Source organism: Bradyrhizobium sp. NBAIM18 (assembly GCF_020193825.1).
GTDB lineage: Bacteria > Pseudomonadota > Alphaproteobacteria > Rhizobiales > Xanthobacteraceae > Bradyrhizobium > Bradyrhizobium yuanmingense.
In genome coordinates this window covers 254,303-277,099 of sequence record NZ_JADYVO010000004.1, presented here as the reverse complement: position 1 = coordinate 277,099, position 22,797 = coordinate 254,303, and the positions used below count along the sequence as shown (strand labels likewise).

Genomic DNA, 22,797 nt, shown 5'->3' with positions numbered 1-22,797 from the left:
ATTATGTGAAATGGCTAGCTCTTGGCGGCCGCGGACGGGCCGGCCGCAGCAAGCCTGGCGCTGAGCGTCTCGGCCAGTGCGGAGGCGACTTTCTTCATCTGAGGCACGAAGCGCCGGAGACCTTCCTCGGTGCTGACGGCCTCGCGCAGCATCATCACGTTCATGCTTGCGAACAGGCGGTTCGGAACAGCGACGGGAACGCCGATCGCCCAGACGGCGCCGCCGAAGATGCGGCGGCTGTAGCTCTCGTCCATCACTGCGAATCCGGCTTTCCGGATCGCGCGCAGCACCTTGGTGAGTTTGGCGGGATTGCGGGCGAGGTCGTTCCAGGGCTCCGGGCTGAGGGCAAGGCGCGCCGCGATGCGCTCCTGCTCGGCCGGTTCACAAAACGCCAAATAGGCGCGCCCCATCGAGGTGCCCAGCACGGGAAAGCGAAAACCCGGCGGACGGTAGAAGAGCAGCGAACCGCCGATCCGGGTCGTATGCGCGATCACCATGGATTCCTCGTCGAGCACGGCCACGTCCGAGGGCCACTGAATCTGTTGGCGAAACTTGTTGAGCATCGGTTCGGCGATACCGCCGATCCAATTGGGTTCGTCGTAGCCGGCGCTGAGCAGGAGCGCCCGTCCGGTCGGGGCATAGCTGGGCGGCTCGGCGCGCCGCACCACATATCCTTCATGCTCCAGCGTTTCGAGCATGCGGACGATTGTTGCCTTGTTGAGGCCCGTCGCCTTATGCAGCGAGCCTACGGTCGATTGCCGTTCCTGGTTGATGACGCGCAGGACCTCGAGGCCTCTCGACAACGCGATAACGGGACGGAACGAGGGCATGGCAGCTCTTTGTGAGGACCGTTCCGCTAGTCAATGATGCAATCGCCGGATCAGTCAACAGGCCCGACTCCCGGCCGGGAATTGGACGGTGCCGCATCGGCTCCTCAGCGACCGAGTTCGCTTTCGGCGGCAAGCTGCCCCTCTGCCGTGATCTCGTATTCGCCGTCGTGCTTGGTCATCCATCCTGACCTGACCATCTCTCGTGCAAGCTGTATCGAGCAGATCGGATGATTGCCGCCCGGGTGATACAGCCTATCGTTGCGGACGAGCAGGTGCCCGTACAATCGCGCCTGGCGCAGCGCCCTGCGCATCCCCGGTGATGGACTTTTCATGCCGGTTCAAGCGCGAGCGCGATGAAGGTTCCTAATGAATGCGGCCATCTCATCGGCGTTTCGTTCGATAGCGCACATAGGAACCGTCATTCTGCTGCATCGTTTGTTCTTCCGAGGAGTAGCGCCATGAATGTACGGGATGAGCACACGTGGTCCCTCTGGATGGACGTATCTGTCGCCGAAGCTCCGGTGCTGTCGAGTACGGTCGGCGTGGACGTTGCCGTGGTCGGCTCCGGAATAGCCGGGCTTTCGGTCGCATATGAACTTGCTTGCCATGGACGTTCGGTCGCAGTCTTCGATCGCGGCCGCATCGGCAGCGGGATGACGGCGCGCACCACGGCGCATCTGGCGACCGCGCTTGATGATGGTTATGATGCGTTTGTGCGAGTCCGCGGCCCTGACTGTGCGCGGCGTTACTATCAGAGCGTCGCTGCCGCGATCGATCGCGTCGAGGCCATCCAAGGCGCCGAGCACATCGATTGCGGTTTTAAGCGCGTCGATGGCTATTGGGTACTGGCATCCGAAACGTCCGCATCCGAGCTGGATAGTGAATTGGACTGCTGTCGCAAGCTGCAGATTCCTGTCGAAAATTGCATTAATCCGACACCATTCCATGACAGGGGTCAGACGCGTTCGCTGCGCTTTCCGCGCCAGGCGCGCCTGCATCCGACTAAATATCTCGCCGGTCTGGCGAGCGCACTGCAGCGCCGGGGCGCCCAGCTCTATGCTGACACCTGCGTCGAGAGCATCCAGCAACGCCAGGGTAGCATGGTCGTCACCACCGCCTCAGGCTACGAGGTTCACGCCGCCGACGTGGTGGTTGCGACCAACTCGCCCGTCAATGTTCAGGTGGCAATCCACACCAAGCAGGCGCCTTACCGCACTTATGCACTCGCCGCGAAGATTGCGGCCGGCGCCGTGGAGGATGCGCTCTACTGGGACACGCTCGATCCTTATCATTATGTCCGCCTCCACCCGTTGTCTGCCGACGAGGACATCGTGATCATCGGCGGCGAAGATCACAAGTCGGGTGAAGCGAATGATGGCGCACAGCGCCTTGACGCGCTTGAGCGCTGGGCGCGCGAGCGGTTGCCGGATTTGCGCGAGGTCACCCATCGGTGGTCGGGTCAGGTGCTGGAGCCGGTCGATTTCGCCGGCTTCATCGGCCGCAGCCCCGACGAGGAGCATGTATTCGTTGTCAGCGGCGACTCCGGGCAGGGGATCACCAACGGGCTCGTGGCCGGCATGCTGATCGCGGATCTCATCACCAGCGGCGCAAGTGCCTGGGAGGACGTCTACGCTCCGTCGCGGAAGATTCAAAGGAACATCGGCGAGTTCATCAGCGAGAACATCACCCCTATCAAGAATTTCGCGGAGTATCTCACCGCAAGTGAAATCGCGAGCGCTGAACAACTGCGGCCCGGCGAGGGGCGCCTCTTCCGAAGTGGCCTGAAGAAGATCGCGGCGTGCCGGGACCGAAGCGGACATTTGCATTTGCATTCGGCGAGCTGCACCCATTTGGGCTGCGTCGTGCACTGGAACTCGCTCGAGCAGTGCTGGGATTGCCCATGTCACGGATCGCAGTTTGCCCCCGATGGCACCGCGCTCAACGGCCCGGCGATTTCCCCGCTCGGCGAGGCTGAAAAGCCGGCCAATCTTGAAGCGGCAGAATGACCGGCATCGGTCGGCGTGTTGTGGTCAGGCTTTAACGGGGCTTGCCCTGACGGCTGCAGCTTATACGTGACGAGCTGCATGTGAATCATGACGCGCGGCGATCTGATGTGACTAGTCCTCGCAAACTGTACAGGCTATATCCTGTCGCCTTCTCATTGAACTGTCATGTTACCGCAAATGCTGAAGTCAGATGCTGCGCCGGCTCGCAAGACTCCGGGCGCGCCGGAAGCCAATTCTGCTGTTGGGAACACCAAGAGAACGCAGCTCCTCACCGGCTTCCCGGGGCAACGCGAGGAAGTCAGCGTGGAACCCGCGACGGTCGAGGAGCGCGCTGCCATTGAGCAGACGCCATCGCAGGACGTGACGCCCGCGCCGAGCCCAACCCAGCCCGCATCTCCCGTTGGCGAAATCGAGCTCAAGCTGCTCGTCGGTGCCGATCGCATGGCGCATTTCGGCGCAGCGCCCGTGATCGCGGCGAACGCACGCAACAAGGGCACGCGCAAACGTCTCAAATCCGTCTACTACGACACGCCCGAGCGGGCGCTTCGTCGTGCCGGCCTGAGCTTGCGCGTCCGCCAGAGCGGCACGCGTTTCGTGCAGACCGTGAAGACCGAGGTTGCGGACGATCCGTTGCGTCGCGGCGAATGGGAAGCAAGCGTGCCTTCGCTTGCGCCCGATCTCGCTTTGGCGATGCCGTTCATTCCGGAGAAGCTTCGCGAGCGACTCAAAGCGCAGCCGCTCGAAGCGGTGTTCACGGCCGATGTGCATCGGCACACGCGCATCATCGACTTGCCATCCGGCACGGTCGAGGTCGCCTGCGACCAGGGCGAGCTGACGGCCGGCGACCGGTCGGTTCCTGTCAGCGAGATCGAGCTGGAGCTGAAGAGCGGCAGCACGAGCGTGATCTACGAGATCGCCCTGCGCCTTGCGGAGCACGGAACGGTGAAGCCGTCCATCCGCAGCAAGTCGGCGCGCGGCTTCGATCTTGCCGCGGACCTGCCGCCGTCGGCTCGCCGGCCGCGCAAGCTTCGTCTCGATCCCTCCGTGACGCTCGACGAAGCCTTCGCGACCATCTTGCGCGCCTGCTTCCTTCACCTGCTGCAATCGCTGCCGGCGGCCGAGGACGGCCGCAATCCGGAAGGCGTGCATCAGCTGCGCGTCTCGCTGCGCCGGCTGCGATCCGCGCTCGATCTGATGCGATCGGTCGGCGCGCTCAGCAACCTCGAGGCGCTGCGCTCGGAGGCCAAATGGCTGGCGCAAGGCCTGTCTGCCGCGCGCGACTGGGACGTGTTCCTGCTCGCCACCTTGCCGGCGATCGCAAAAGCCTGTCCGTCGGTCGCGGGTTTCGATGCGCTTGGGCGGGCCGCGGCTCAGCGTCAGGCGGAAGCCTATCGCAGCGCCCGCCACGCGCTCGATGATCGCCGTTGCGCGCTCTTCCTGATCGGTCTTGGCGGTTGGATCGAGACGCGCGGCTGGCGCAACGGCGTTGCGCCGGAAGATCTCGGCCGGCTCGCCGAGCCCGCCATCAATTTCGCGCAGCGCGTCCTGTCGGAACAGCACGCGAAGGTGCTCAAGCGCGGCCGCCGCTTCAAGTCGCTGACGGTCGACGAACTGCACCGCGTGCGGCTCGCCACCAAGCGGCTGCGCTATCTCAGCGAGTTCCTGCTGCCGCTCTACGAGGATCGCAAGTCCGCACGAAAATTCGCGCGCCGGCTCGCCGGCTTGCAGGAGGAGCTCGGCGTCTTCAACGACATGGCGGTGACGGCCTCGTTGCTCGACGGGCTCGGCGCTGACGATCGCGACAGCACCATTGCGGCGGCCGCGATCGCCGGCTGGCAGGCGCGGGCATCGATCGGCATGCAGCAGGGCTTGCAGGATAGCTGGCGGGATTTCACCGCCGCGCGCGTGCCCTGGTCGCGCCAGGGCGAGCAGAGCTGATCGCGCTTTCCCAAAAAGTTGCGGCCAGCCATTGGGGGATGGCTGGCCGCGCGCGAACCGGTCTGGGACGGGGAGGGGTGGGGATGTGACCGGGTCGCGTAACCTGTTGTCTCGTTCCTATTGATCTTTCGCGCTGGCGGTGGAGACCGCCGGCTTGGTATCGCCCAGCGAGACCCAGACGTTGGAATCGCTCTGCGACTGGCGCTTGACGAAGCGGTAGCCGGTCTCCGTCCAGGCCAGGACGTTCTCGTTCTGATTGTCGAGAACAAACTCGCCCTTGTCGGTCTTCACCGTCAGCACCGCGTGCCCTTCGCCCTTCTTGTCGCGCACGACGGTGATGAGCAGGGCCTGGCGCGGCCAGCCGGCATCCATCAACATCTTGCGCTTCAACAGCACGTAGTCTTCACAGTCGCCGTAACCGTCCGTCGGCAGCGACCACTTCTCGATCACGCCCCAGTGCTCCTGGTCGGTCAAAGGCTTGACGGTCTCGTTGACCCAGCGATTGACCTTGACGAGGTCGCGCCATGCGGCCTGCGACATCACGATGTCGCGCGGCTGCAGCGGTGCGCCCTGGCACTGGGCAGCATTGTCCGCGCAGAACTCGACCCAGCCGATCGGCGCACGCGTGGTGTCGCCGAGGCTCGCGTAGAGCAGACGGCCTTCGCCGGCCTGCGCTGCCGCGCTGATCCCGAAGAGCATGGCGGCCAGCGCCAGTCCCTTCCCCCGTCCCCTGAAGTCAAACATTGCGGCCCCCGTTTCTTGTTGGGACCACATTTCGCACGGAGCTTTTGAGTTGCCGCTAAGTCGACCAAGTCAAGTCGAGACGAATGCAAGTAAAAGGCGCGGCAAATTCGATCTATACTTGAATAGAATTCGCGTAAAATTCGATATGACTGCAATTGATTCAAATTTTATCCATTAACGCGGAAACGCCGGGAGAAGCGTTGTTTGTGCTCATCTGCAGCCCCTCCGTTAACCGCTGGCCATTCGCCGCAGGACATGAAAAAGGCGGCGTCCGCATCGCGGAAGCCGCCTTCGAGCCTGGAAATATGGAGGTTTTCGCGTCTTTGCGCTTTACCGCGCGGTAACGCTCTCTTCGAGTGTCTCCGCCGGCTGCTCGTGCATGAACTCCAGCGCGAAGCCGTCCTCGAGGTTTCGGACCACGCGGCCCTGGACCCGGCCGAGCAGAACCGTCGATTTCAGCGGCGGACGGTTCTCGGCAGCGATCGCCGCGCCCGACAGCGAGAGGTCGATGATGCGGCAGGTCATCTTGGTGCCGTCCTCGAGCGTCAGCACCGCGATCGGGTTGCGCGGCACGATACGGTCGTGGCGGCGGTCCTCCGGCAGATTGAGGATGTCGCGGTTGGCGAGCCAGGTCAGCTGCGCGGCGAGCTTGTCGCGCTTGCGCGGCGTCGCACCGATGGTCATGGCGAAGCCGTTGTCGATGATCCGGGTGATCTTGCCCTCGACGCGGCCGATATGGTCGAGATAGGCGACCACGCGGTCGCCGACATTGCCGATGCCGGGGGCGAGCAAAGCGAGGCCGCCCGGCGACATGTTGATCACCTGGCAGGGGAATTCCCGGCGGTCCGGCAGCATGTAGCGGCCGAGTAGGTGCACCTTCACCCGCTGGAAGCGTCTGCGCTCCTCGGCGGCCGGAAGAAATTTTTTGTTCGCCAACGCCATTTCCAACACCCGACCCCCCGCCCGGGCGGAGTCCTTGCGACCCTAAGGTGCACAGGGTTAATGCCGCGTTAGGATCGGGCGCGCTGGACACGGACAGACGCGATGCGCTCGAAAAGCCACACCTTCAGGGGGGCTCGGCTTCCTCGCGGCGCGCCCATAAAGCAGGCACAGCAGCGCCAGCAGCACGGCGGCCGAGAGCCCGAGCGACCAGTGGATGCCGATCGCCGCGCCTGCGACCCCGACCGTGATGCCGCTGAAGGCCCGCATGCCGAGCCCGGCCATGTTGTAGAGGCCGACGACGCGGCCGCGGATGTCGTGCGGCGCATTGAGCTGCACCAGCGCCTGCGCCATGGTGTTGAAGGAGAGCTCGAAGAAGCCCGCGAAGAACAAGAGCGCGATCGCGACCGGATAGACCGGCACGAGCGCGAAGCCGAGCAGCGCTGCGCCCCACAGCATCGCGAGCAGGATGGCTGTGCGCGGCGTGCCCTTCAATCGTCCCCAGGATTCCAGCGCGATGGCGGCGAGCACTGCGCCGGCGGCGTCCGCCGCGAGCAGCACGCTGTAGGAGACGCCAGGATCGCCATGGCCGAGATCCCCGGCATAGCCCGGCATCTGGGCGTGATAGGCGTTGCCGATCATAAAGGAGGTGAGGCCGGCGAGCCACGTCATCGCCGACAGCACGGGCTGGGTGCCGATCGCGCGGATGGTGAGCACGATGTCGGCAAGCCCGCGCACGGCGAAGCGCCGCACTGCCACGCTCTTGTCCCGCACCGGGGCCCAGAACAGCCAGAGCAGCATCGGCAGATAGAACAGCGTGTTGAAGATGATGCCGTGCGAGGGACCGAGCGTCAGCATGATGAGCCCGCCGACCGCAGGTCCGACCAGGATGCCGAGATAGCGCGCCATCGCGTTCAGCCGCACCGCGCTCGGCAGATCGGCCGGGCCGACCAGGTCATAGAGCAGGAGCTGGTTCGGGGTCTGCCAGAGCACGCCGGCGCAGCCATGGATCACCAGAAGCAGCATCGCGTGCCACATCTGGATCGTGTCGGTCAGGAAGAAGAAGCCCCAACCGGCGGAGGCGACGATGAACAGCAGCATGCCGCACTGGATGATGCGGCGCGGATCGAACCGGTCGGCGAGGCCACCGACCGCGACGGAGAACAGCAGGAACGGCAGCCAGTGCGACAGCACGGCAAACCCGCCCAGCGTCGGCGAATGGAATTTCTGGAATACCACCCAATAGCTGATCACATGCTCGATATTGTCCGCCATCATCGCCAGCACGTAAGAGGCGAACTGGACACGGTAGGGCACGGACCTCATCGCCGCGAACGATCCGGACGCGGCCACGGGATTTTGGGGTAGGGGATTCACGGGATGACCTGAGGTGAGACTCGTGGCGAGTTACACGCTCGCCGGCCGGCGCTCAAGACAATTGGGCGTGCTGGAACAGCAGCCATGCACTCTTGCCACGAGGCCCGCGTTATCTGAGGTGCGAGCCTCGCGACTTCCGGCCTGCTCTCGTCGAGCCGCAGCAGTCGCCCCATGCAGGTGACGAAATTATTCGCTACGATCGTCTCCATGGTACAGAACAGTCTCTACGATCGGCCGGATCTCTATGACCTGATGGCTCCGCCAGATCCGATCCTAGAACGCTTCTATGTCGACATCGCGCGCGAACGCGGTGGCCGCATTCTCGATCTTGCCTGTGGGAGCGGTCGCCTGACCTTTCCATTGGCGCAGGCGGGTCTTGATGTCATTGGAGGCGATCTGTCTTCCGCGATGCTGGAGCGGGCGCGAGATCACGCCAGGGCGAACGCGGTTGAGCCCGGCTTCGTCGAATTGGACATGCGCGATTTCGATCTCGGCGGGCGGACTTTCGACACCATCATTGTCGCGATGAACTCGGTGCTGCATCTGCATAGCCCCGACGACTTCAAAGGCTTCTTCGGGTCGGTCGGCAGACACCTGTCGCCGCAGGGCCGTCTGGTGTTCGACGCCTTCCTGCCCAATATCGCCATGCTCAACACTGATCCCAACAAGCGCGAGTTGATCGGCACGGTGATCCACGATGGCCTTGGCGCGATCACCGTCGAGGAGACTGCGAGGTACGACCCGCTTACCCAGATCAGGCACGTGGATTGGTACTGGTCGAGCAAGACGGAGAAGGACTTTTGGCAAGCCGCCTTGCCGATGCGCAACGTCTTCCCGCAGGAGATGCCGTTGCTCGTGGCCTCGGGCGGCTTGCGCCTCATCGAGCGCTTCGGTGATTTCGATCGCAGTCAGCTGACGGCAGAAAGCATGCGGCAGATATGCGTCTGCGGTCTTTAGTCCTGTAGCCCGGATGGCGCCAACGGGTCGGCGCGAAGCGCCGCCCGATGACAGGCTCCGCGAAATCCGGGGGCCGCTTCCCCGTATTCCGCTACGCTCCATACGGGCTGCAAGGCCGCACCTTGGCACGAGCGCGCGTCTCACATACGCTTCGCCTCAGCCCGCACACAAATCATAACAAGCGGGCAGCGAGGAAACAGCCATGCAACAGATCCGCGTCTGCACCCACGCAGGGCCCGGCAGCGAGCCCGTCATCCGCACGGTGCCATGGCCGAAGATCGGCCGGAAAGCCGCGCTGATCAAGGTCGGCGCCTGCGGGGTTTGCGGCACCGATCTCCATATCCTCAAGGGGCACTGGCCGAAGCCGCTGCCCTGGCCGTTCACGCTGGGACACGAGCTCGGCGGCGTCATCGTCGAATGCGGCGACGAGTTCACCGAGGATTTCATGAGCAAGCCGCTCAAAGTTGGATCGAAAGTGATGATCCCGCCCTTGATGCCGTGCGGCCGCTGCTACTATTGCATCCACTATCCGCAAACCGCGAACAAATGCCTGACGCCGGTCTATTACGGCCGCTATCTCGGCTTCGACAAGGCGCCGCATTTGTGGGGCGGCTGGGCCGAATATGTCTATGTCGATCTCGACATGCTGCCGGGCACCAAGATCTACAAGCTGCCGGACGACATGTCGTTGCGCCTGGGTGCGCTGTCGGAGCCGCTGACGTCCTGCATTCGGGCCTTCAATCGTGCGACCCGCGCCGGCGGATTCAGCTGGGGCGACACTGTCGTGATCCAGGGCTCCGGCCCGATCGGCATTCTGGCGGTCGCGGCCGCCAGGGAGATGGGAGCAGGGCGCGTGATCTGCGTCGGCGCGCCGGAGGAGCCGCGGCTCAAGCTGGCGCGTGAGTTCGGCGCGGAGGCGACCGTGAACATCGAGGAGCTGAAGTCACCGCCGCATCGCATCGATCGCGTGCGAAAGATCGTCGGCGGCTTCGGCGCCGATCTCGTGATGGACTGCTCGGGACATCCGACCGCCGGCCCCGAAGGCATCGAGATGCTGCGCGACGGCGGCACCTATGTCGAGATGGGCCAGTTCACCGACACCGGCTCGATCGACACCTCCTGGCACCGCATCTGCACCAAGGATCTCAACGTGCTGGGATCCTGGGGCTTCACCGGCAATGATCTCCCGCTCGGCGTCGACATGCTCTACCGCACGCGTGACAAATATCCTTGGGCGAAGATGCAGACGATCTACCCGTTCACGGAAGCGGGCGTCGCGCAGGCGGTGAAGGACGCGATGGCGATGAAGACGGTGAAGTCGACCATCGTGCCGTGGCCGGAGCTGATGGAGTAGACGATGCCGTCCGCGCCTCACGATCTCGCGGCGTTCCTGGTCGAAGCCAAACGCCGCACCTATGCGGGTCTCGATGACGATGCGACCGTTGCTGCGCCGCTGCTTACCGGCTCCAAGCAGCTCGAGCATCACGTGCCGCCTTATGCCTATCGCGATATCTATTTCGGGATGGGCTTCTTCGTCGGGCAGGAGACCGTGTCGCGGGATGAACGCGTCATCTGGTCGATGAGCTACAGCGGCGGCGTTCGTGCGGAGATCACGGAGCGGGAGATCTTCCTCGCCATCTACAAATTCCTGCGCCAGGCGTTGCTGCGCGTCGGCGTCGAAGAGCCTTACCGGGGACCTCGCCTGTTCGAGCTGGACGGCATGGCGTACCGCAACGAGATCAAAGGGCGGTATCGATCGCTTCCACGGTGTGGAGACGATTGCCCGGCAGGATGGTACACCGCTTTATGAGCTGCGCTATGGTGGCGGCCTGCTGCGATAGATAAAATCCGTAGCCCGGGTGGAGCCGAGCGTAATCCGGGGACGCCCGTCCCGCATTCCGCTTTGCTCCATGCGGGCTAAAAGTCGGAGCCCGGAACGAGCGACGAAATGACCGACGAAAAGACACCCGAACCAGCCCGGCAATCGCCCTTCAACGCCATCCGCGCGATCGACTACACCGTCGTCTTCGTGCGCGACATGGCGGCGATGCGGCGCTTCTACGAGGACGTCCTCGCCTTTCCACTCTCGCGCGAGCTGTCGCCGAATTGGATCGAGTACAGCATCGGCAGCAACACGCTGGCGCTGGCAAGGCCGAGCCGCACCGCCGGCGATGCACCGACGCCAACGGGCAGCGCCTCGCTGCAGCTGGCCTTCAAGGTCTCTGCGGCCGAGGTCGACGCGTGCGCCGATGAACTCGTGCGGCAAGGCGTGGCGCTGCTGTCGCCGCCGACGAACCAGCCCTTCGGCCATCGCACGCTGTTCTTCCGCGATCCCGACGGCAATCTGCTGGAGATCTACGCGGAGATCTGAGAGATTCTATTTGACGTATCCGGACAACATGGCGTGCGCCCAGTCCGGGCGGTTGTTGGCTAGCGCGCGCGCCGAGGCGGCCTCCCAATCGTATTCGAGCGCCAGGAGCTCAACCTGCCAGCCCCTTTTGCCCTTGGTGAGGATCGCGTAGCGGGCGTGAGGCGAGCGGTGTTCCAGTTTCGCGGCAAAGGGAATGTCGGCGAAGACCGGGCATCCGACGCTGCCGGGATTGAGCACCAGACATTCGCGCGGTCCGTGAACGACGGCCGGGCGGTGGCTATGGCCACACAGCACCACGCGTGCCGCCGGCTCGCTCGCAAGGCGTGCCTCCAGCACGTCGCGGCGTGCCGGCACGAAGCGGCCGTCGTCGAGCGCGTCCTCCAGCAGGCACGCCGTATCGCTCTCGGGCGTGCCATGGCAGGCCAGGATGCCGTCGTCCAGCCGCAGCTGGGAGGGCAGGTTGTGAAGCGCGCGGCGCTGCTCCGCAGTCAATGCGTTGCGCGCAAACAGACCTGCCGGCGAGAGCTTGTCATCCGGAAACTCCTCGATCCAGCGATCATGATTTCCACGAACCGTCGGCAACGCCAGCGATTGGAGGAATTCGAACGTTTCCCTCGGCCACAACGGGCTGGTGACGCAGTCGCCGAGGTTGACTATCCGATCGACGCCCCGCGTCTTGATATCCGCCAGCACCGCCTCCAGCGCGGCGAGATTGCCGTGGATGTCGGAAATGACCGCCAATCGCATCTTTATTCCCCATATCGCCAGACGTGAGCGTGGCTCGGCTATAGGCCGATCCCACCGCGCCAAGGTTAATCGAGCTGGCCGCAAAAATCCGCTGCAAGCTTCAGGCGCGGCTCGCCGTCAAGCCATGCATCACGGCTATGGTGATTTCCGGGCGCTTGGCGTAAAGAGCGCCCAGATCAAATCAGCGTGCGGTCGGGCCGTTTGCCGCGCACGCAGCTCGGGGCGCCGGTTCACCGTTTGCGCGCCTGAATCAAACAAGGTTTCCCATCTCGTGTCTCTTCCGGCCCTGACCCCGCCGCTCGCCCGCGCTTTGGCCGAGCGGAACTATGATTCACTGACGCCCGTCCAGCTCGCGGTGCTCGCCCATGAAGCCACCGGCCGCGACCTCCTGGTCTCGGCCCAGACCGGTTCCGGCAAGACCGTCGCTTACGGCTTGGCCATCGCAAAGAACATCCTCGATGACGCCGAGCAGTTCGCACCAGCGGCCGCGCCGCTCGCCTTGATCGTGGCGCCGACCCGCGAACTCGCGCTCCAGGTTCAGCGCGAGCTGGCCTGGCTCTATGGGCATGCCGGCGGGCGTGTCGTCTCTTGCGTTGGCGGCATGGATCCGCGGCGCGAGCAGCGCGAGCTCGCCGCCGGCGCGCATATCGTCGTCGGCACCCCCGGGCGTCTGTGCGATCATCTGCGGCGCGGCCGTCTCGACATTTCCGAGCTCGCCGCGGTTGTGCTCGACGAAGCCGACGAGATGCTCAATCTCGGCTTTCGCGAGGACATGGAATTCATCCTCGAGACCACGCCGCAGACGCGCCGCACCTTGCTGTTCTCGGCGACGTTTCCGCGCGGCATCGTCGCGCTGGCGCGGCAATATCAGCGCGACGCCTTCCGGATCGAGGTCGCCGGCGACGAGGGCGGCCACGCCGATATCGAATACCGCGCGATCCGCATCGCGCCCGCCGACGTCGAGCATGCCGTCGTCAACGTGCTGCGCTTCTACGAGGCGCCGAGCGCGCTGGTGTTCTGCAGCACGCGCGATGCCGTCAGGCATTTGCAAGCCGCGCTCCTGGAGCGCGGCTTCTCTGTGGTCGCGCTGTCGGGTGAATTGACGCAGAACGAACGCACCCTGGCGCTGCAGTCGCTACGCGACGGCCGCGCCCGCGTCTGCGTCGCGACCGACGTTGCCGCCCGCGGCATCGACCTGCCGAGCCTCGACCTCGTCATTCATGCCGATTTGCCCAACGACGCCGAGGTCCTGCAGCATCGCTCGGGCCGCACCGGGCGTGCGGGCCGGAAGGGGACGAGCGTCCTGCTGGTGCCGCCCGCGCGGCGGCGGCGCGCCGAGCTGCTGCTCGATCTCGCAGGGGTCGACGCGGTCTGGGGCACGGCGCCGCAGGCGGAAGACATCCGCAAGCTCGATCATGCGCGCATGAAGGACGTGCTGTTCACGGAGGAGACTGGTCCTGACGATCTGGCTTTGGCGCAATCGCTATTGGCCGAGCGCTCGGCCGAGGACATCGCCGCCGCGCTCGCGCGGCTTTATCGCGCGCGGCTGCCGTCGCCCGAGGACATCATCGATCCCGGCGAGCGAAGCGGCAGGCCGGAACGCGGGCGTGATAGGTCCGAACAGGGCGAGGACCGCGCCAAGCCGCGGTCGAAGGCTGGGAAATCCTCGAAGCACGTCATGGCGGATGGCAGCGTCTGGTTTCGCGCCGCCATCGGGCGCCGCAAGAACGCGGAAGCGCGCTGGCTGCTGCCGATGATCTGTCGCCGCGGCGGCATCGACAAGCGCGACATCGGCGCCATCAGGATCATGGACACCACCACCGAGTTCGAGATTTCCCAGCGGGTCGCCGAATCCTTTGCGGCAAAGATCAAGCGTCCCGACAAGGAAGACAGCATCCGGATCGAGCCGATGACGGATGCGCCTCACCGGCAAGAAGCTCCTCAGGAGCGCCCCCGCGCGCCGCAGCGCGAGGCCGGCGCTCATCATGAACGGCGCGAGGATCGCCCGCGCGAGGCAGCCGGATTCAAGCCGCGCAGCAAGCCTCACGGCGAGCGCGCGCCGAAACTCGGCGATGCGCGTTCTTTCGCAAAGAAAAAGAAGCATAAGAACAAGCCCGGCCATGCAGAGCCTTCGGTCACGCCGTGGCCTGCGAAGGGCGCGCCCGGAAAAAATGCGAAGAAGAAGCGTCGGGGCTGATCTGCCGCTTTCCGGCCCCGGCCAGACTAACGCCGCCGAAGGCTCGCGCGGTGCGCTATGGCGCAACAAAGCGGCAAGAGCGGCGCCTGCGGCGAGTCGTCGCTTGAATCGAATTTAATCGAGTCGAGAGTCTGAAAGCGAACTGAAGGTCCGATCCTGGTTGGTCATAGTTGGCATCGGCAGGGGGGCGAGAGCAGCTCATCAGCAGCATCCCTCCATTTTGAGAGTAGGGGCACTGGTTTCCCGGTGCGGCCCGCACCCGGGAGCTTTTGAGAGTCTTCAATCCAACATCTGGTTTCGCGTGAAAGGATGGAATGACGATGCATGATGCCAATGTGAAAGCCGAGGCGAATGCCACTCCCGCGGGTGGGAATGGTGGTGCAAGGCTCAAGTTCGACGTGCCGTTTTTCAATATCCAGGAGATCTTCGGCGATCTTGCCGAGCAGGGCGCCGCGCGGGCCAAGGCAAATCTCGAGCAGATGAAGGCGGCTTCCGAGGAGATCACCGACGCTTTCCACGAAGCCTGTGCGACCAATGCCATGCGTGCCGCCGACTACGGCACCAAGGTCATCGAAATATCGAAAGTCAATACCAGCTCCACCCTGGAATTCCTGTCCCAGCTCGCCGATGCGAGATCGTTTGCGGATGTCGTGAACCTCTCCACCACCCACAGCCGCAGGACCTTTGAAATGGCTTCCGGGCATAACCGGGAGCTTTGGGACCTTGCCCAGAAGGTTGCGACCGAGACGGCCGAGCCGATCAAGAAGAGCTTCAACCGGGTTCTGCACAGGGCAGCTTGAATCGAGGCTATCGGCCGCGTGAATCGGCGGACGAGCGTCTTCGCCAGAAGAGACGCCGTCCGGCTGATGGCGGCGACGCCTTTCCGTGAAGGGATGCCGAGCTGGAGGAAATCAGATGGGTATGGTGATGATCAAGTGCCCGGAAACCGGCCGAGCCATTTCGACCGGCATCGAGATGGACCGCGAACGATTTCGGTGCAGTGCAGTGTTCTTCTCTCGCACCTATTGCGGGATGTGTGCGGCAACGCACGAGTGGTTTGCCAAGGAGGCCTGGGTCTGCGAAACGGGAAGTCCGGGGGCAGGCAGTCGTTCCGCGCGGGAGCGGCGTGAAGCCGCCTGACGGCGTCCTGCGAAGCAATCCGATCAATTTTGCCCGGGGACGGGCATTACGTCGCGGCGAGGTCGCGCAGCATGTAGGTCGCGCCGTCGCCGTAGGATGCGAGCTTTGCGTGCAACTCGGCGTCCGCCGTCACGGTCCGAAAGCCGACGCGTTCCCATAGCGGCGGCGTGCCGTAGACCGAGACCAGCGCGAGCGTTCTGATGCGTGATGCACGCGCCAGCTTCTCGATATCGGCGACATAAGCGCGCACGCCGCCGCCGCGGAACCCCGGCAATACGGCGACGTCGTGGATGTAGAGACAGTCGGCGCGATCGGGCAATGCTTGCAGAAAGCCGTCGAGCGGCGGAATCTGGTGCCGCATCCAGGGATGCGCCAGCCCGTAGCCGGCGATGCCCTGGTCCGTATCGAGCACGCTGCAGCCGTCCGGGCAAAGCCTGATCTTCTCCGCCAGCACCTCTTCGCGTTCGGGCAACGCCGGATGGATGCGTGCCGCAATCGCGCTGATCGCAGGAAGGTCGGAGGCGCGCGCGGGACGCCAATGCGGCTTGCTCATGTCGATCCGTCATTCGTGGTGTCCTTCCAGTCTATTCCGCCGCGGCGATGCGCGCAGCGGGAAAGATCCTGGCGGTCGTTATCGCGGATATTCCAGCTGCATCGCCACGAAGTCGGCCGTGCGTGCTCCGTAGCGCGTCTCGATCGCGCGCAGCGTTTCGTCCAGCGCCCGCGCCGGCGGCGAGGCGCCGGAATCCGGCACGGCCTGCTCCGCCGGCCAGCTCCCGGCAATGCGGTCCGGCAGGATGCGAAGACCGCTGCGGCTGGTCCGCGCCTCTGCCGTGGCGGCGAAGGTGAGGGCGCGCGAGCGGTAGGTGCGCGACCACGCATCGGCGATCAGGGCGAGCGAGACCTCGTCGACATCAGGCGTCAACGCGATGCCGAGTTGCTCGCGCTTCCAGAATGCGAGCGTGTTTGCGATCGCCGTCAGCGCGAAGGGGCGCGTGAAGCTGAACGCGTCGCTGCGGTGGCGTGCGTCCCATCGCGCAAGGCCGATGTCGCCGGCGACCGCCTCGGCCTTGGCGCGGCCGGCGATCGCCTCGATCAAGGTGAGGGCCATCGGCATGGATGCGGTGATGCCAGTGGTCGTCGCGACGCCCTGGTCGACGACCAGCCTGCGGTCCGCCGCGTAGCGGATCGTCGAATGCTTCTTCAGATCGCCCACGGAATACCAATGCGTCGTGGCCCGCTTGCCGTCGAGCAGCCCGGTGTTGGCAACAACCGTGGCACCGACGCACACGCCGATCACGATCGCGCCCTTGCCGGCTTGGCTCCTGATCCAGTGCAAGACCGTTGCGTCGTCGTCGCGGCTCATCGCCGGCACGATGACGTAGTCGGCGCCGTCGGGGTGCGCGGCATCGAACTCGGCGATGGTCGCATGCGGCTGCACCTTGAGGGCGGGATAGAGCGTGACGGGCCCTGGCTGCGTCGACAAGGTGAGGACGTCGGCAATGTCGGCGCGGGCGAGAATGCCGTAGGGCATCAGGTAATCGGTGGTCTCGCTCATGTCGTTGATGCCGACGATGGCGATTAAGGGGCGCTTGCGTTTCGGCGGTTTCAGCGCCGCCAGGGTCGATTCGGTTTCGTCTCTGGAAATCGCAGGCGCGGGTCCCGAGGCTGGCGCGGCGGGCAGCAGGAGCAGCCAGGTCGCGCCGATCCCTGCCAGCAATGTCATGCCGCCGAGGGCAGTCCACGCCAGATTGCGCCAGCTCATCATGATGTCACCCGCTCGTCTCACGCGGCGCGGAAGCTATCCGGTCGCATCGACATCAGGAATGACGCAAATCCGGCAAAAACGGTCATGCCGCGCGGCGATCCATCGCAGGATCGCCGCACGTCTGCAGGGGCTCTATCGCAGCCCCTCATACACCATCAGCCCGCGCGCGATCTGCAATTTGCGGATGGCGCGCGGCAGGAGTTTCTCCGGCTGGTGCAGGTAGCGCCAGGAAGTGAGGGTGAAGGCGGACAACGTGCCGCATTCGTCGTCGAACGGCGCGAGCACGCCGGTGACGCTGACCGGCGTATGCGGGCGGGCGTTGAAGGGCAGCAGCAGGAGCTCGAGATGCGCCTTGCTGCCGTCCTCGCGCGCGGCGGTGACGCCGGCGATCGCGCCCAGCGTCTCGTCGGCGACGATCGTCGTGATTTCCTCGATCTCGCTGCGGCTTGCTTCTGTGAACAGCGCCGCAAAGCTGCGGTCCTTGAGGTCGGTTCCTGCGAGCGCGCAGACGCGCGTGCCGGCGACGCGGAACGGGAAGCCGAGGTTCGGCTCGCAGGACAGCACGAAGATGTCGCCGAGCAGGCCGCGGACCGCGGCCGGGTCGATGTCGGCCCGGTCAGGAGCCCGTGCAGTGCCGCGCTTCTTGTCCCAATACGCGAAGAACGCGCGGCTCGACGGATGTTTCATGACTGAACGCTCGCCCCGGGGGTGCAACCTCGAAGGGACAGACTTGTCCCGCTTCAGTGCACCCGCGATCCCTTCTGTTGTTGTGCAGGAGGGGATTTGCAGCGTCCATGCCGCCGGCGCGTTTTCAGGCTTCTTGGGCCGGCCTTTACGTCGTTAACGTTAAATTAACTATGCGCTTCGTGCCGGCCGCACGCCTGCTATGGTGACCGCGGTCGCAAGCCTCGCCGCTTTTCTCCAGGTTCTCGGCGGGGCCTGTACAGGGCGTCAAACAGTTTGGTCACGGGCCGCGGGGAGGGGTGGGGATACGCCTTATCTCTCCGGCCACCGGAAGACCGACACGGACAGGCAGGGCTTCGGCCCTGCCTTTTCCTTTTGTGCACTTGCGCAGGGACGGCAAAGGCGCCTATCTCCAAGTCTGTCGCCCCGATGTCGCCCGAAAGCGAAGCTGCCTTGGATTCCCCGCAAGATTCGTCGCCGCAAGGTCCTGAGCCGGGCCGGCCGGCCGTCGTGGAGGCTCCGCACGAGCCGATCCTGACGCTGCCTCCGGCGCTGACCGCCTATATCCTGCTGCTGGCGGTGATCCATCTGCACGTGCTGCTACCGCCCGAGCTCGAGAACTGGACCATCGACGTCTTCGGCTTCATCCCGAAGCGCTACGATTCCTCGCTGCTCAATCTGCAGATCCCGGGCGGGGCGGGGGCGAAGGTCTGGACCTTCGTCACCTATTCGCTGCTGCACGCCAATCTCACCCATCTCGGCTTCAACGTGCTGTGGCTCTTGCCGTTCGGCAGCGCGTTGGCGCGGCGTTTCGGCATCGTCAGGTTCTTCGTCTTCCTGGCCGTGACGGCGGCGGCCGGCGCGCTCGCCCATCTCATCACCCATGAGCATGCGGTGGCGCCGATGATCGGCGCCTCGGCCTCAGTGTCGGGCGCGATGGCAGCCGCAATCCGCTTTGCCTTCGTCCGCGGCAGCTTCCTGTCGTTCAGCCGATCGGATGCCGATACCGCCGCGAAAGTTCCGGCGCTGCCGCTGTCCCGCGCGCTCCGCGACGGGCGGGTGGTCGGCTTCCTCGCCGTGTGGTTCGGCATCAACATCATCTTCGGCGTGGGCGCGATCGGGGTCGATGCGGAAACCACGAGCGTGGCCTGGCAGGCGCATATCGGCGGCTTCTTCGCCGGCCTGTTGTTGTTCGCGCTGTTCGATCCCGTGCCGCGCGTGCGAAGCGATGCTGCGGATGCGTCATCACGGGACGTTTCAGATCGTATCTGAAGCGGCGCTTGCGACGCGGCCCGAATTCATCCATCATTCCCGCGAAGAATGTTCCGAAGCGACACGTCCTTAGCGACGATGCTTCGCAAAGCGCACGAGCGTGAAACCGGCGCTGTAACTGTTAGTTGAAGACTCGCGAACAAGTCCGAACCGCCAAAGGCGGACGGCTCGGATTCAGGGAGGCGACGATGACGGTACGTTCCATTCTGAACACCAAGGGCCACCAGATCATGAGCGTCGAGCCCGATGCCAAGCTGGCGGACGCGATCAAGCTGCTCGGCGAGAAGAAGATCGGCGCGGTGCTGGTGATGAGTCAGAGCCGGCTCGAGGGCATCCTGTCGGAGCGCGACATTGTGCGCGTGCTCGGCGAGCGCGGCGCCGGCGTGCTGGAGGCGCCGGTCTCGGAGGTGATGACCCGCAAGGTCGTGACCTGCAAGGAGACCGACACCGTCGCCGAGCTCATGGAGATGATGACGACCGGCAAGTTCCGTCATCTGCCCGTGATCGACAACGGCAAGGTGGTCGGCCTGATCTCGATCGGCGACATCGTCAAGCGCCGCGTCCAGGAATACGAGAGCGAGCAGGAAGCCCTGCGCGACTACATCAAGACTGCCTGATCAGGCCAAGTCTCCCGCTTTCGGCTCGTCCGCTTTCGGCGCGATGCCCGCGGGCGCCGGCGCCAGCACGTGGATCGCCTCCTGGATGGACTCCAGTGCACGCTCCGCAGCGCGCGTGCCATGTGCGATCAGGTCTTCGGAGCGGTGGAAGTCGAACCAGCCGAACTGACCGACCCGCGGCGTGATCAGCATGTCGGGCGGATCGCCGGCGAGACGGGCGCGGGTGATGCGGTCCTGCATGATGTTGAAGGCGTCCACCATCACCGAGGAGATGCCGGGCCGGCCGTTACCGCCGAAGAACTCGCGCTTCATCGTCTTCTCGGGCGAGAACAGGCGCGGGAAGCGCCGCTTCGCCGTCGGCTCCTCGGCCACCGGTACGACCGGGGCGGGCACTGCGCCGTGCGAATAGATCGTGGTGGAATGGGTGAAGATGTCGCTGGAAAGATTTGCGGCGATGACGATTTCGGCGCCGAGCGCGCGGGCGGCCGAGACCGGTACCGGGTTCACCAGCGCGCCGTCGACCAGCCAACGGTCGCCGATCAGCACGGGCGCGAAGATGCCGGGCAGGGCGTAGGACGCGCGCATGGCATCGACCACGCGGCCGCGCGTCAGCCAGATCTCGTGGCCGGTGCGAACTTCGGTCGCGACGCTCGCGAACTTGATGGGCAGATCCTCGATCAGGATCTGCCCGATCGCCTCCTCGAGCCGGGTCGCGAGCTTCTCGCCACCGAGCAGGCCGGAACCGTTGAGACGGATATCGAGATAGCCGAGAATGTTGCGCATCCCTTGCAGGCTGCGTCCCCATTCCTCGAACGTATCGAGCCGGCCGGCCGCGTGGAGGCCGCCGACCACGGCGCCGATGGACGTGCCGACCACGACATCGGGCACGATTCCATTGGCAATCAGGGTCCTCAGGATTCCGATATGGGCAAAGCCGCGCGCCGCGCCGCCGCCGAGGGCAAGGCCGATCACCGGCCGGCGGATGCTGCCCAGGCCAACTTTTTCGCCGACTTTTTCGCCCACTTTCTCGCCGTTCGAGCCGTTCGCGCCCCGGCCTTTCAATCTGTCCAGCACCGAAACTCTCCTACGCCGGGCCAGCCCGCATCGTCAGACTAGGCATCGCACTTGCGCTTCGCCATATCAGGCGCGAAGCATGGTTTATGCCGCTTTGGAAAGGGCACGGGGCAGGAATATGGCGAGGGCCGGTTGCCACGGGACTAATCACGCAGCCGTCTGCCGGTTCCACCGAAGGTCCAGGGCCGTATTTCCTGGGGTTTCAGAGGCTTGAATTTGCCGCGTTTTCGGTGAAAAGCAGGAAGCATGACACGCGGGGGTGACGGCATCGGCGGATGGCGGCGCAGCGGCAGGCTGCTGCCGGCGCTCGTCCTTGCCGTATGCCTCTTTACTTCCGGCCGAAATGCCGCCCAGGCGCAGCTTTTCTCGGATCGTCCGCCGCCGGTACCGCCGGCCTCGGTGCCCGACCCAGGCAACGCTGTCAGCCTGGCGCCGCCCTCCGGGCTGGGCGCGGGACCGCCAAGCCTGCCGCCGACCCTGATGCAGCCGGCGACCCCGAGCATGCCACCGCCCGCTGTCTCGACCGTGCCGCCCGCCGCCCCGCTGAATGCGGCCGTGCCCGGACAGGGCGTGCTGTCGCTGACGGCGAAGTACGGCAAGGACTCGGCCCCGATCACCAGCGGCCTGGTCTGGCGCGTGTTTGCCGACCGGCCCGACGAGAACGGCACCTTCAAGCTGATCCGCGAGGACCGCAGCGGGACGCCGAACATCGTGCTGCCGCCCGGCAATTATGTCGTCCACGTCGCCTTCGGCCTCGTCAGCGCGGTGCGCACCGTCAGCCTGAAGTCCGAGACCAATCGCGAATCCTTCGTGCTGCCGGCCGGCGGCCTGCGCATCGAGGGCCGCGTCGGCACCAGCCGCATTCCGCAGAACCAGATTTCATTCGCGATCTACAAGGGCAGCCAATTCGAATCCGGCGAGCGCGCTTCCCTGGTGCCGAACGTCGCCGCCGGCGACGTCGTGCTGATCCCGGAGGGCACCTATTACATCGTCTCCAACTACGGCGATGCCAATTCGGTGGTGCGCTCGGACATCCGCGTCCAGGCCGGCAAGCTCACCGACGTCACCATCACCCACCGCGCCGCCGTCATCACGCTCAAGCTGGTCAGCGACAGGGGCGGCGAGGCGCTCGCCAACACCGCCTGGTCGGTGCTGACCCCCGGCGGCGACGTCATCAAGGAATCGATCGGCGCGTTCCCGCGCGTCGTGCTGTCCGAAGGCGAGTACCGCGCCATCGCCAAGAATGAGGGCAAGGTCTACGAGCGCGGATTCAACGTCGTCAACGGCGTCGACGGCGAAGTCGAGGTCATCGCGCGCTAAGGGCAGCCGGCGGCGAGAGGCTCCGGCACGACGATTCTCATCGCGCGCACGGATGTGCATCTTCTGTTACCGTCACCGTCAGTGGGTTTCTGCCAGGTAACCTCGGACCCATCTCTGTGTTCTGTTGTGACCACCGGTAGCGTCATCATTACGTGCAGGGGCCAGCAAACACCGGCGGCATCGGCTTATTCCAGCAGCAGCGCGTCTTGCTTACGATCGTGGACGGTACGTATTTCCGATAATCAATTTTATTCTCTTTCCATCCTGCTGCGCTATATGTCTGGCGTCCGTCCAATGGGGGAAGCCGGAGCAGGCTCATGCCTTGCAGGACCGGCATGGAGCAGGGGACCAGGCTTGTCGACATGTTCGAAGTGATCCTCACCAGGCGCAAGCGGTTCGGCTGGCGGTGGCAGGTGTGCGACCAGTCCGGCAAGATATTTGCCGACGGCTTCGAGCGCACGCGCCCGTCCGCCAAATATCAGGGCGAACGCGCGTTGTTCTTCCTGCTGTCCCAGGCCTATTTGCGCAACCGCTCGGCGGCCTCCAGCGAGGATTAGCGGGGTAGGCCACCATCCCTTGCGTTGCCCGACGGGCAAAACACGCGAGTGCTAGGTCAACGCACGCAACCGAAAATATTCCGCTTTACCGAAATTCGGAAATCGCGTATGTGTCGCGCAACCTGGCCCAAGGAAGAGGGACGTATCGCGATCGTCACGAACGCGGGCCGGGGGGCGGTGGACGCTGATGGCGTTGGCGCGAAAGGGTTTGCAGGGCGGAGAGCCGTGAGCAAAGACCTCGCGCATACGACCAGTGTCA

At 64.9% G+C, this 22,797-nt stretch carries 22 protein-coding genes; 13 read left to right on the top strand and 9 right to left on the bottom strand.

The annotated features are described in order from the left end of the window. Window positions 1-14: 14 nt before the first annotated feature. Window positions 15-830 carry a helix-turn-helix domain-containing protein gene (locus I6F17_RS11740; RefSeq protein ID WP_036015272.1) on the bottom strand — a complete coding sequence of 272 codons (816 nt, stop codon included), beginning with the start codon at window positions 828-830 and terminating at the stop codon, window positions 15-17. Window positions 831-1,288: 458 nt separating this feature from the next. On the opposite strand from I6F17_RS11740, the gene I6F17_RS11735 reads away from it, so the two are divergent. Then, the gene (locus I6F17_RS11735) at window positions 1,289-2,836 is read left to right on the top strand and encodes an FAD-dependent oxidoreductase (protein ID WP_225130871.1); all 1,548 of its coding nucleotides are present in this window, start codon (window positions 1,289-1,291) and stop codon (window positions 2,834-2,836) included. 177 nt (window positions 2,837-3,013) lie between these two features. Continuing rightward, window positions 3,014-4,774 (top strand): CYTH and CHAD domain-containing protein, encoded by a 1,761-nt coding sequence (locus I6F17_RS11730; protein ID WP_225130872.1) that lies wholly within the window; start codon window positions 3,014-3,016, stop codon window positions 4,772-4,774. A gap of 117 nt (window positions 4,775-4,891) precedes the next feature. Here the strand turns inward: I6F17_RS11730 and I6F17_RS11725 are convergent, their stop codons facing one another. From I6F17_RS11725 to I6F17_RS11715, 3 genes are all read right to left on the bottom strand, one after another. Next, window positions 4,892-5,518, bottom strand: a complete 627-nt coding sequence (locus I6F17_RS11725) for a transglutaminase-like cysteine peptidase (protein ID WP_225131760.1) — start codon at window positions 5,516-5,518, stop codon at window positions 4,892-4,894. A 330-nt stretch (window positions 5,519-5,848) separates the two neighbouring features. After that, the gene (locus I6F17_RS11720) at window positions 5,849-6,460 is read right to left on the bottom strand and encodes a PilZ domain-containing protein (RefSeq protein WP_026312634.1); all 612 of its coding nucleotides are present in this window, start codon (window positions 6,458-6,460) and stop codon (window positions 5,849-5,851) included. 57 nt (window positions 6,461-6,517) lie between these two features. Continuing rightward, on the bottom strand, window positions 6,518-7,834 hold the full coding sequence (locus I6F17_RS11715) for an MFS transporter (protein WP_346657049.1): 1,317 nt from the start codon (window positions 7,832-7,834) through the stop codon (window positions 6,518-6,520). A gap of 207 nt (window positions 7,835-8,041) precedes the next feature. On the opposite strand from I6F17_RS11715, the gene I6F17_RS11710 reads away from it, so the two are divergent. The 4 genes from I6F17_RS11710 (at window position 8,042) to I6F17_RS11695 (ending at window position 11,162) form a co-directional block, all read left to right on the top strand. Continuing rightward, the gene (locus I6F17_RS11710; RefSeq protein ID WP_225131758.1) at window positions 8,042-8,791 is read left to right on the top strand and encodes a class I SAM-dependent methyltransferase; all 750 of its coding nucleotides are present in this window, start codon (window positions 8,042-8,044) and stop codon (window positions 8,789-8,791) included. A gap of 202 nt (window positions 8,792-8,993) precedes the next feature. Next, complete coding sequence (locus I6F17_RS11705; RefSeq protein ID WP_225131757.1) at window positions 8,994-10,145, top strand: zinc-binding dehydrogenase; 1,152 nt, start codon at window positions 8,994-8,996, stop codon at window positions 10,143-10,145. 3 nt (window positions 10,146-10,148) lie between these two features. Then, on the top strand, window positions 10,149-10,601 hold the full coding sequence (locus tag I6F17_RS11700) for a DUF5680 domain-containing protein (RefSeq protein WP_225131756.1): 453 nt from the start codon (window positions 10,149-10,151) through the stop codon (window positions 10,599-10,601). Window positions 10,602-10,739: 138 nt separating this feature from the next. Then, window positions 10,740-11,162: a VOC family protein gene (locus I6F17_RS11695; RefSeq protein ID WP_036044017.1), complete on the top strand. Its 423-nt coding sequence runs from the start codon at window positions 10,740-10,742 to the stop codon at window positions 11,160-11,162. Between the two features lie 6 nt (window positions 11,163-11,168). On the opposite strand, the gene I6F17_RS11690 is transcribed toward I6F17_RS11695, so the two are convergent. Further along, window positions 11,169-11,909 (bottom strand): metallophosphoesterase family protein, encoded by a 741-nt coding sequence (locus I6F17_RS11690; RefSeq protein WP_225131755.1) that lies wholly within the window; start codon window positions 11,907-11,909, stop codon window positions 11,169-11,171. Window positions 11,910-12,180: 271 nt separating this feature from the next. On the opposite strand from I6F17_RS11690, the gene I6F17_RS11685 reads away from it, so the two are divergent. From I6F17_RS11685 to I6F17_RS11675, 3 genes are all read left to right on the top strand, one after another. Continuing rightward, window positions 12,181-14,106, top strand: coding sequence for a DEAD/DEAH box helicase (locus I6F17_RS11685; RefSeq protein ID WP_225131754.1), 1,926 nt, complete (start codon window positions 12,181-12,183; stop codon window positions 14,104-14,106). Between the two features lie 314 nt (window positions 14,107-14,420). After that, complete coding sequence (locus I6F17_RS11680) at window positions 14,421-14,906, top strand: phasin (RefSeq protein ID WP_225131753.1); 486 nt, start codon at window positions 14,421-14,423, stop codon at window positions 14,904-14,906. A gap of 115 nt (window positions 14,907-15,021) precedes the next feature. Continuing rightward, complete coding sequence (locus I6F17_RS11675) at window positions 15,022-15,246, top strand: hypothetical protein (protein WP_081493898.1); 225 nt, start codon at window positions 15,022-15,024, stop codon at window positions 15,244-15,246. Between the two features lie 46 nt (window positions 15,247-15,292). Here the strand turns inward: I6F17_RS11675 and I6F17_RS11670 are convergent, their stop codons facing one another. The 3 genes from I6F17_RS11670 to I6F17_RS11660 all read right to left on the bottom strand — a co-directional run bounded on the left by I6F17_RS11670 (window position 15,293) and on the right by I6F17_RS11660 (window position 17,701). Further along, entirely contained in the window at window positions 15,293-15,799 is a 507-nt protein-coding gene (locus I6F17_RS11670) for a GNAT family N-acetyltransferase (protein WP_225131752.1), read from the bottom strand. A gap of 78 nt (window positions 15,800-15,877) precedes the next feature. Next, the gene (locus tag I6F17_RS11665) at window positions 15,878-17,011 is read right to left on the bottom strand and encodes a DJ-1/PfpI family protein (RefSeq protein ID WP_225115095.1); all 1,134 of its coding nucleotides are present in this window, start codon (window positions 17,009-17,011) and stop codon (window positions 15,878-15,880) included. A 135-nt stretch (window positions 17,012-17,146) separates the two neighbouring features. Continuing rightward, complete coding sequence (locus I6F17_RS11660; RefSeq protein WP_036029643.1) at window positions 17,147-17,701, bottom strand: PAS domain-containing protein; 555 nt, start codon at window positions 17,699-17,701, stop codon at window positions 17,147-17,149. Between the two features lie 450 nt (window positions 17,702-18,151). On the opposite strand from I6F17_RS11660, the gene I6F17_RS11655 reads away from it, so the two are divergent. Beyond that, window positions 18,152-18,970: a rhomboid family intramembrane serine protease gene (locus tag I6F17_RS11655; RefSeq protein ID WP_225131751.1), complete on the top strand. Its 819-nt coding sequence runs from the start codon at window positions 18,152-18,154 to the stop codon at window positions 18,968-18,970. A 188-nt stretch (window positions 18,971-19,158) separates the two neighbouring features. Beyond that, on the top strand, window positions 19,159-19,587 hold the full coding sequence (locus tag I6F17_RS11650) for a CBS domain-containing protein (RefSeq protein WP_036015240.1): 429 nt from the start codon (window positions 19,159-19,161) through the stop codon (window positions 19,585-19,587). Here I6F17_RS11650 and I6F17_RS11645 read toward each other — a convergent pair whose 3' ends face one another. Then, a complete protein-coding gene (locus I6F17_RS11645) occupies window positions 19,588-20,661 on the bottom strand; it encodes a patatin-like phospholipase family protein (RefSeq protein ID WP_036015237.1) in 1,074 nt (357 codons plus the stop codon). Between the two features lie 246 nt (window positions 20,662-20,907). Between I6F17_RS11645 and I6F17_RS11640 the strand changes: the two genes are divergently transcribed. Both I6F17_RS11640 and I6F17_RS11635 read left to right on the top strand, forming a co-directional pair. Further along, a complete protein-coding gene (locus I6F17_RS11640) occupies window positions 20,908-21,981 on the top strand; it encodes a hypothetical protein (RefSeq protein ID WP_036044021.1) in 1,074 nt (357 codons plus the stop codon). Window positions 21,982-22,298: 317 nt separating this feature from the next. Next, complete coding sequence (locus I6F17_RS11635) at window positions 22,299-22,538, top strand: hypothetical protein (protein WP_225115011.1); 240 nt, start codon at window positions 22,299-22,301, stop codon at window positions 22,536-22,538. Window positions 22,539-22,797 lie beyond the last annotated feature (259 nt).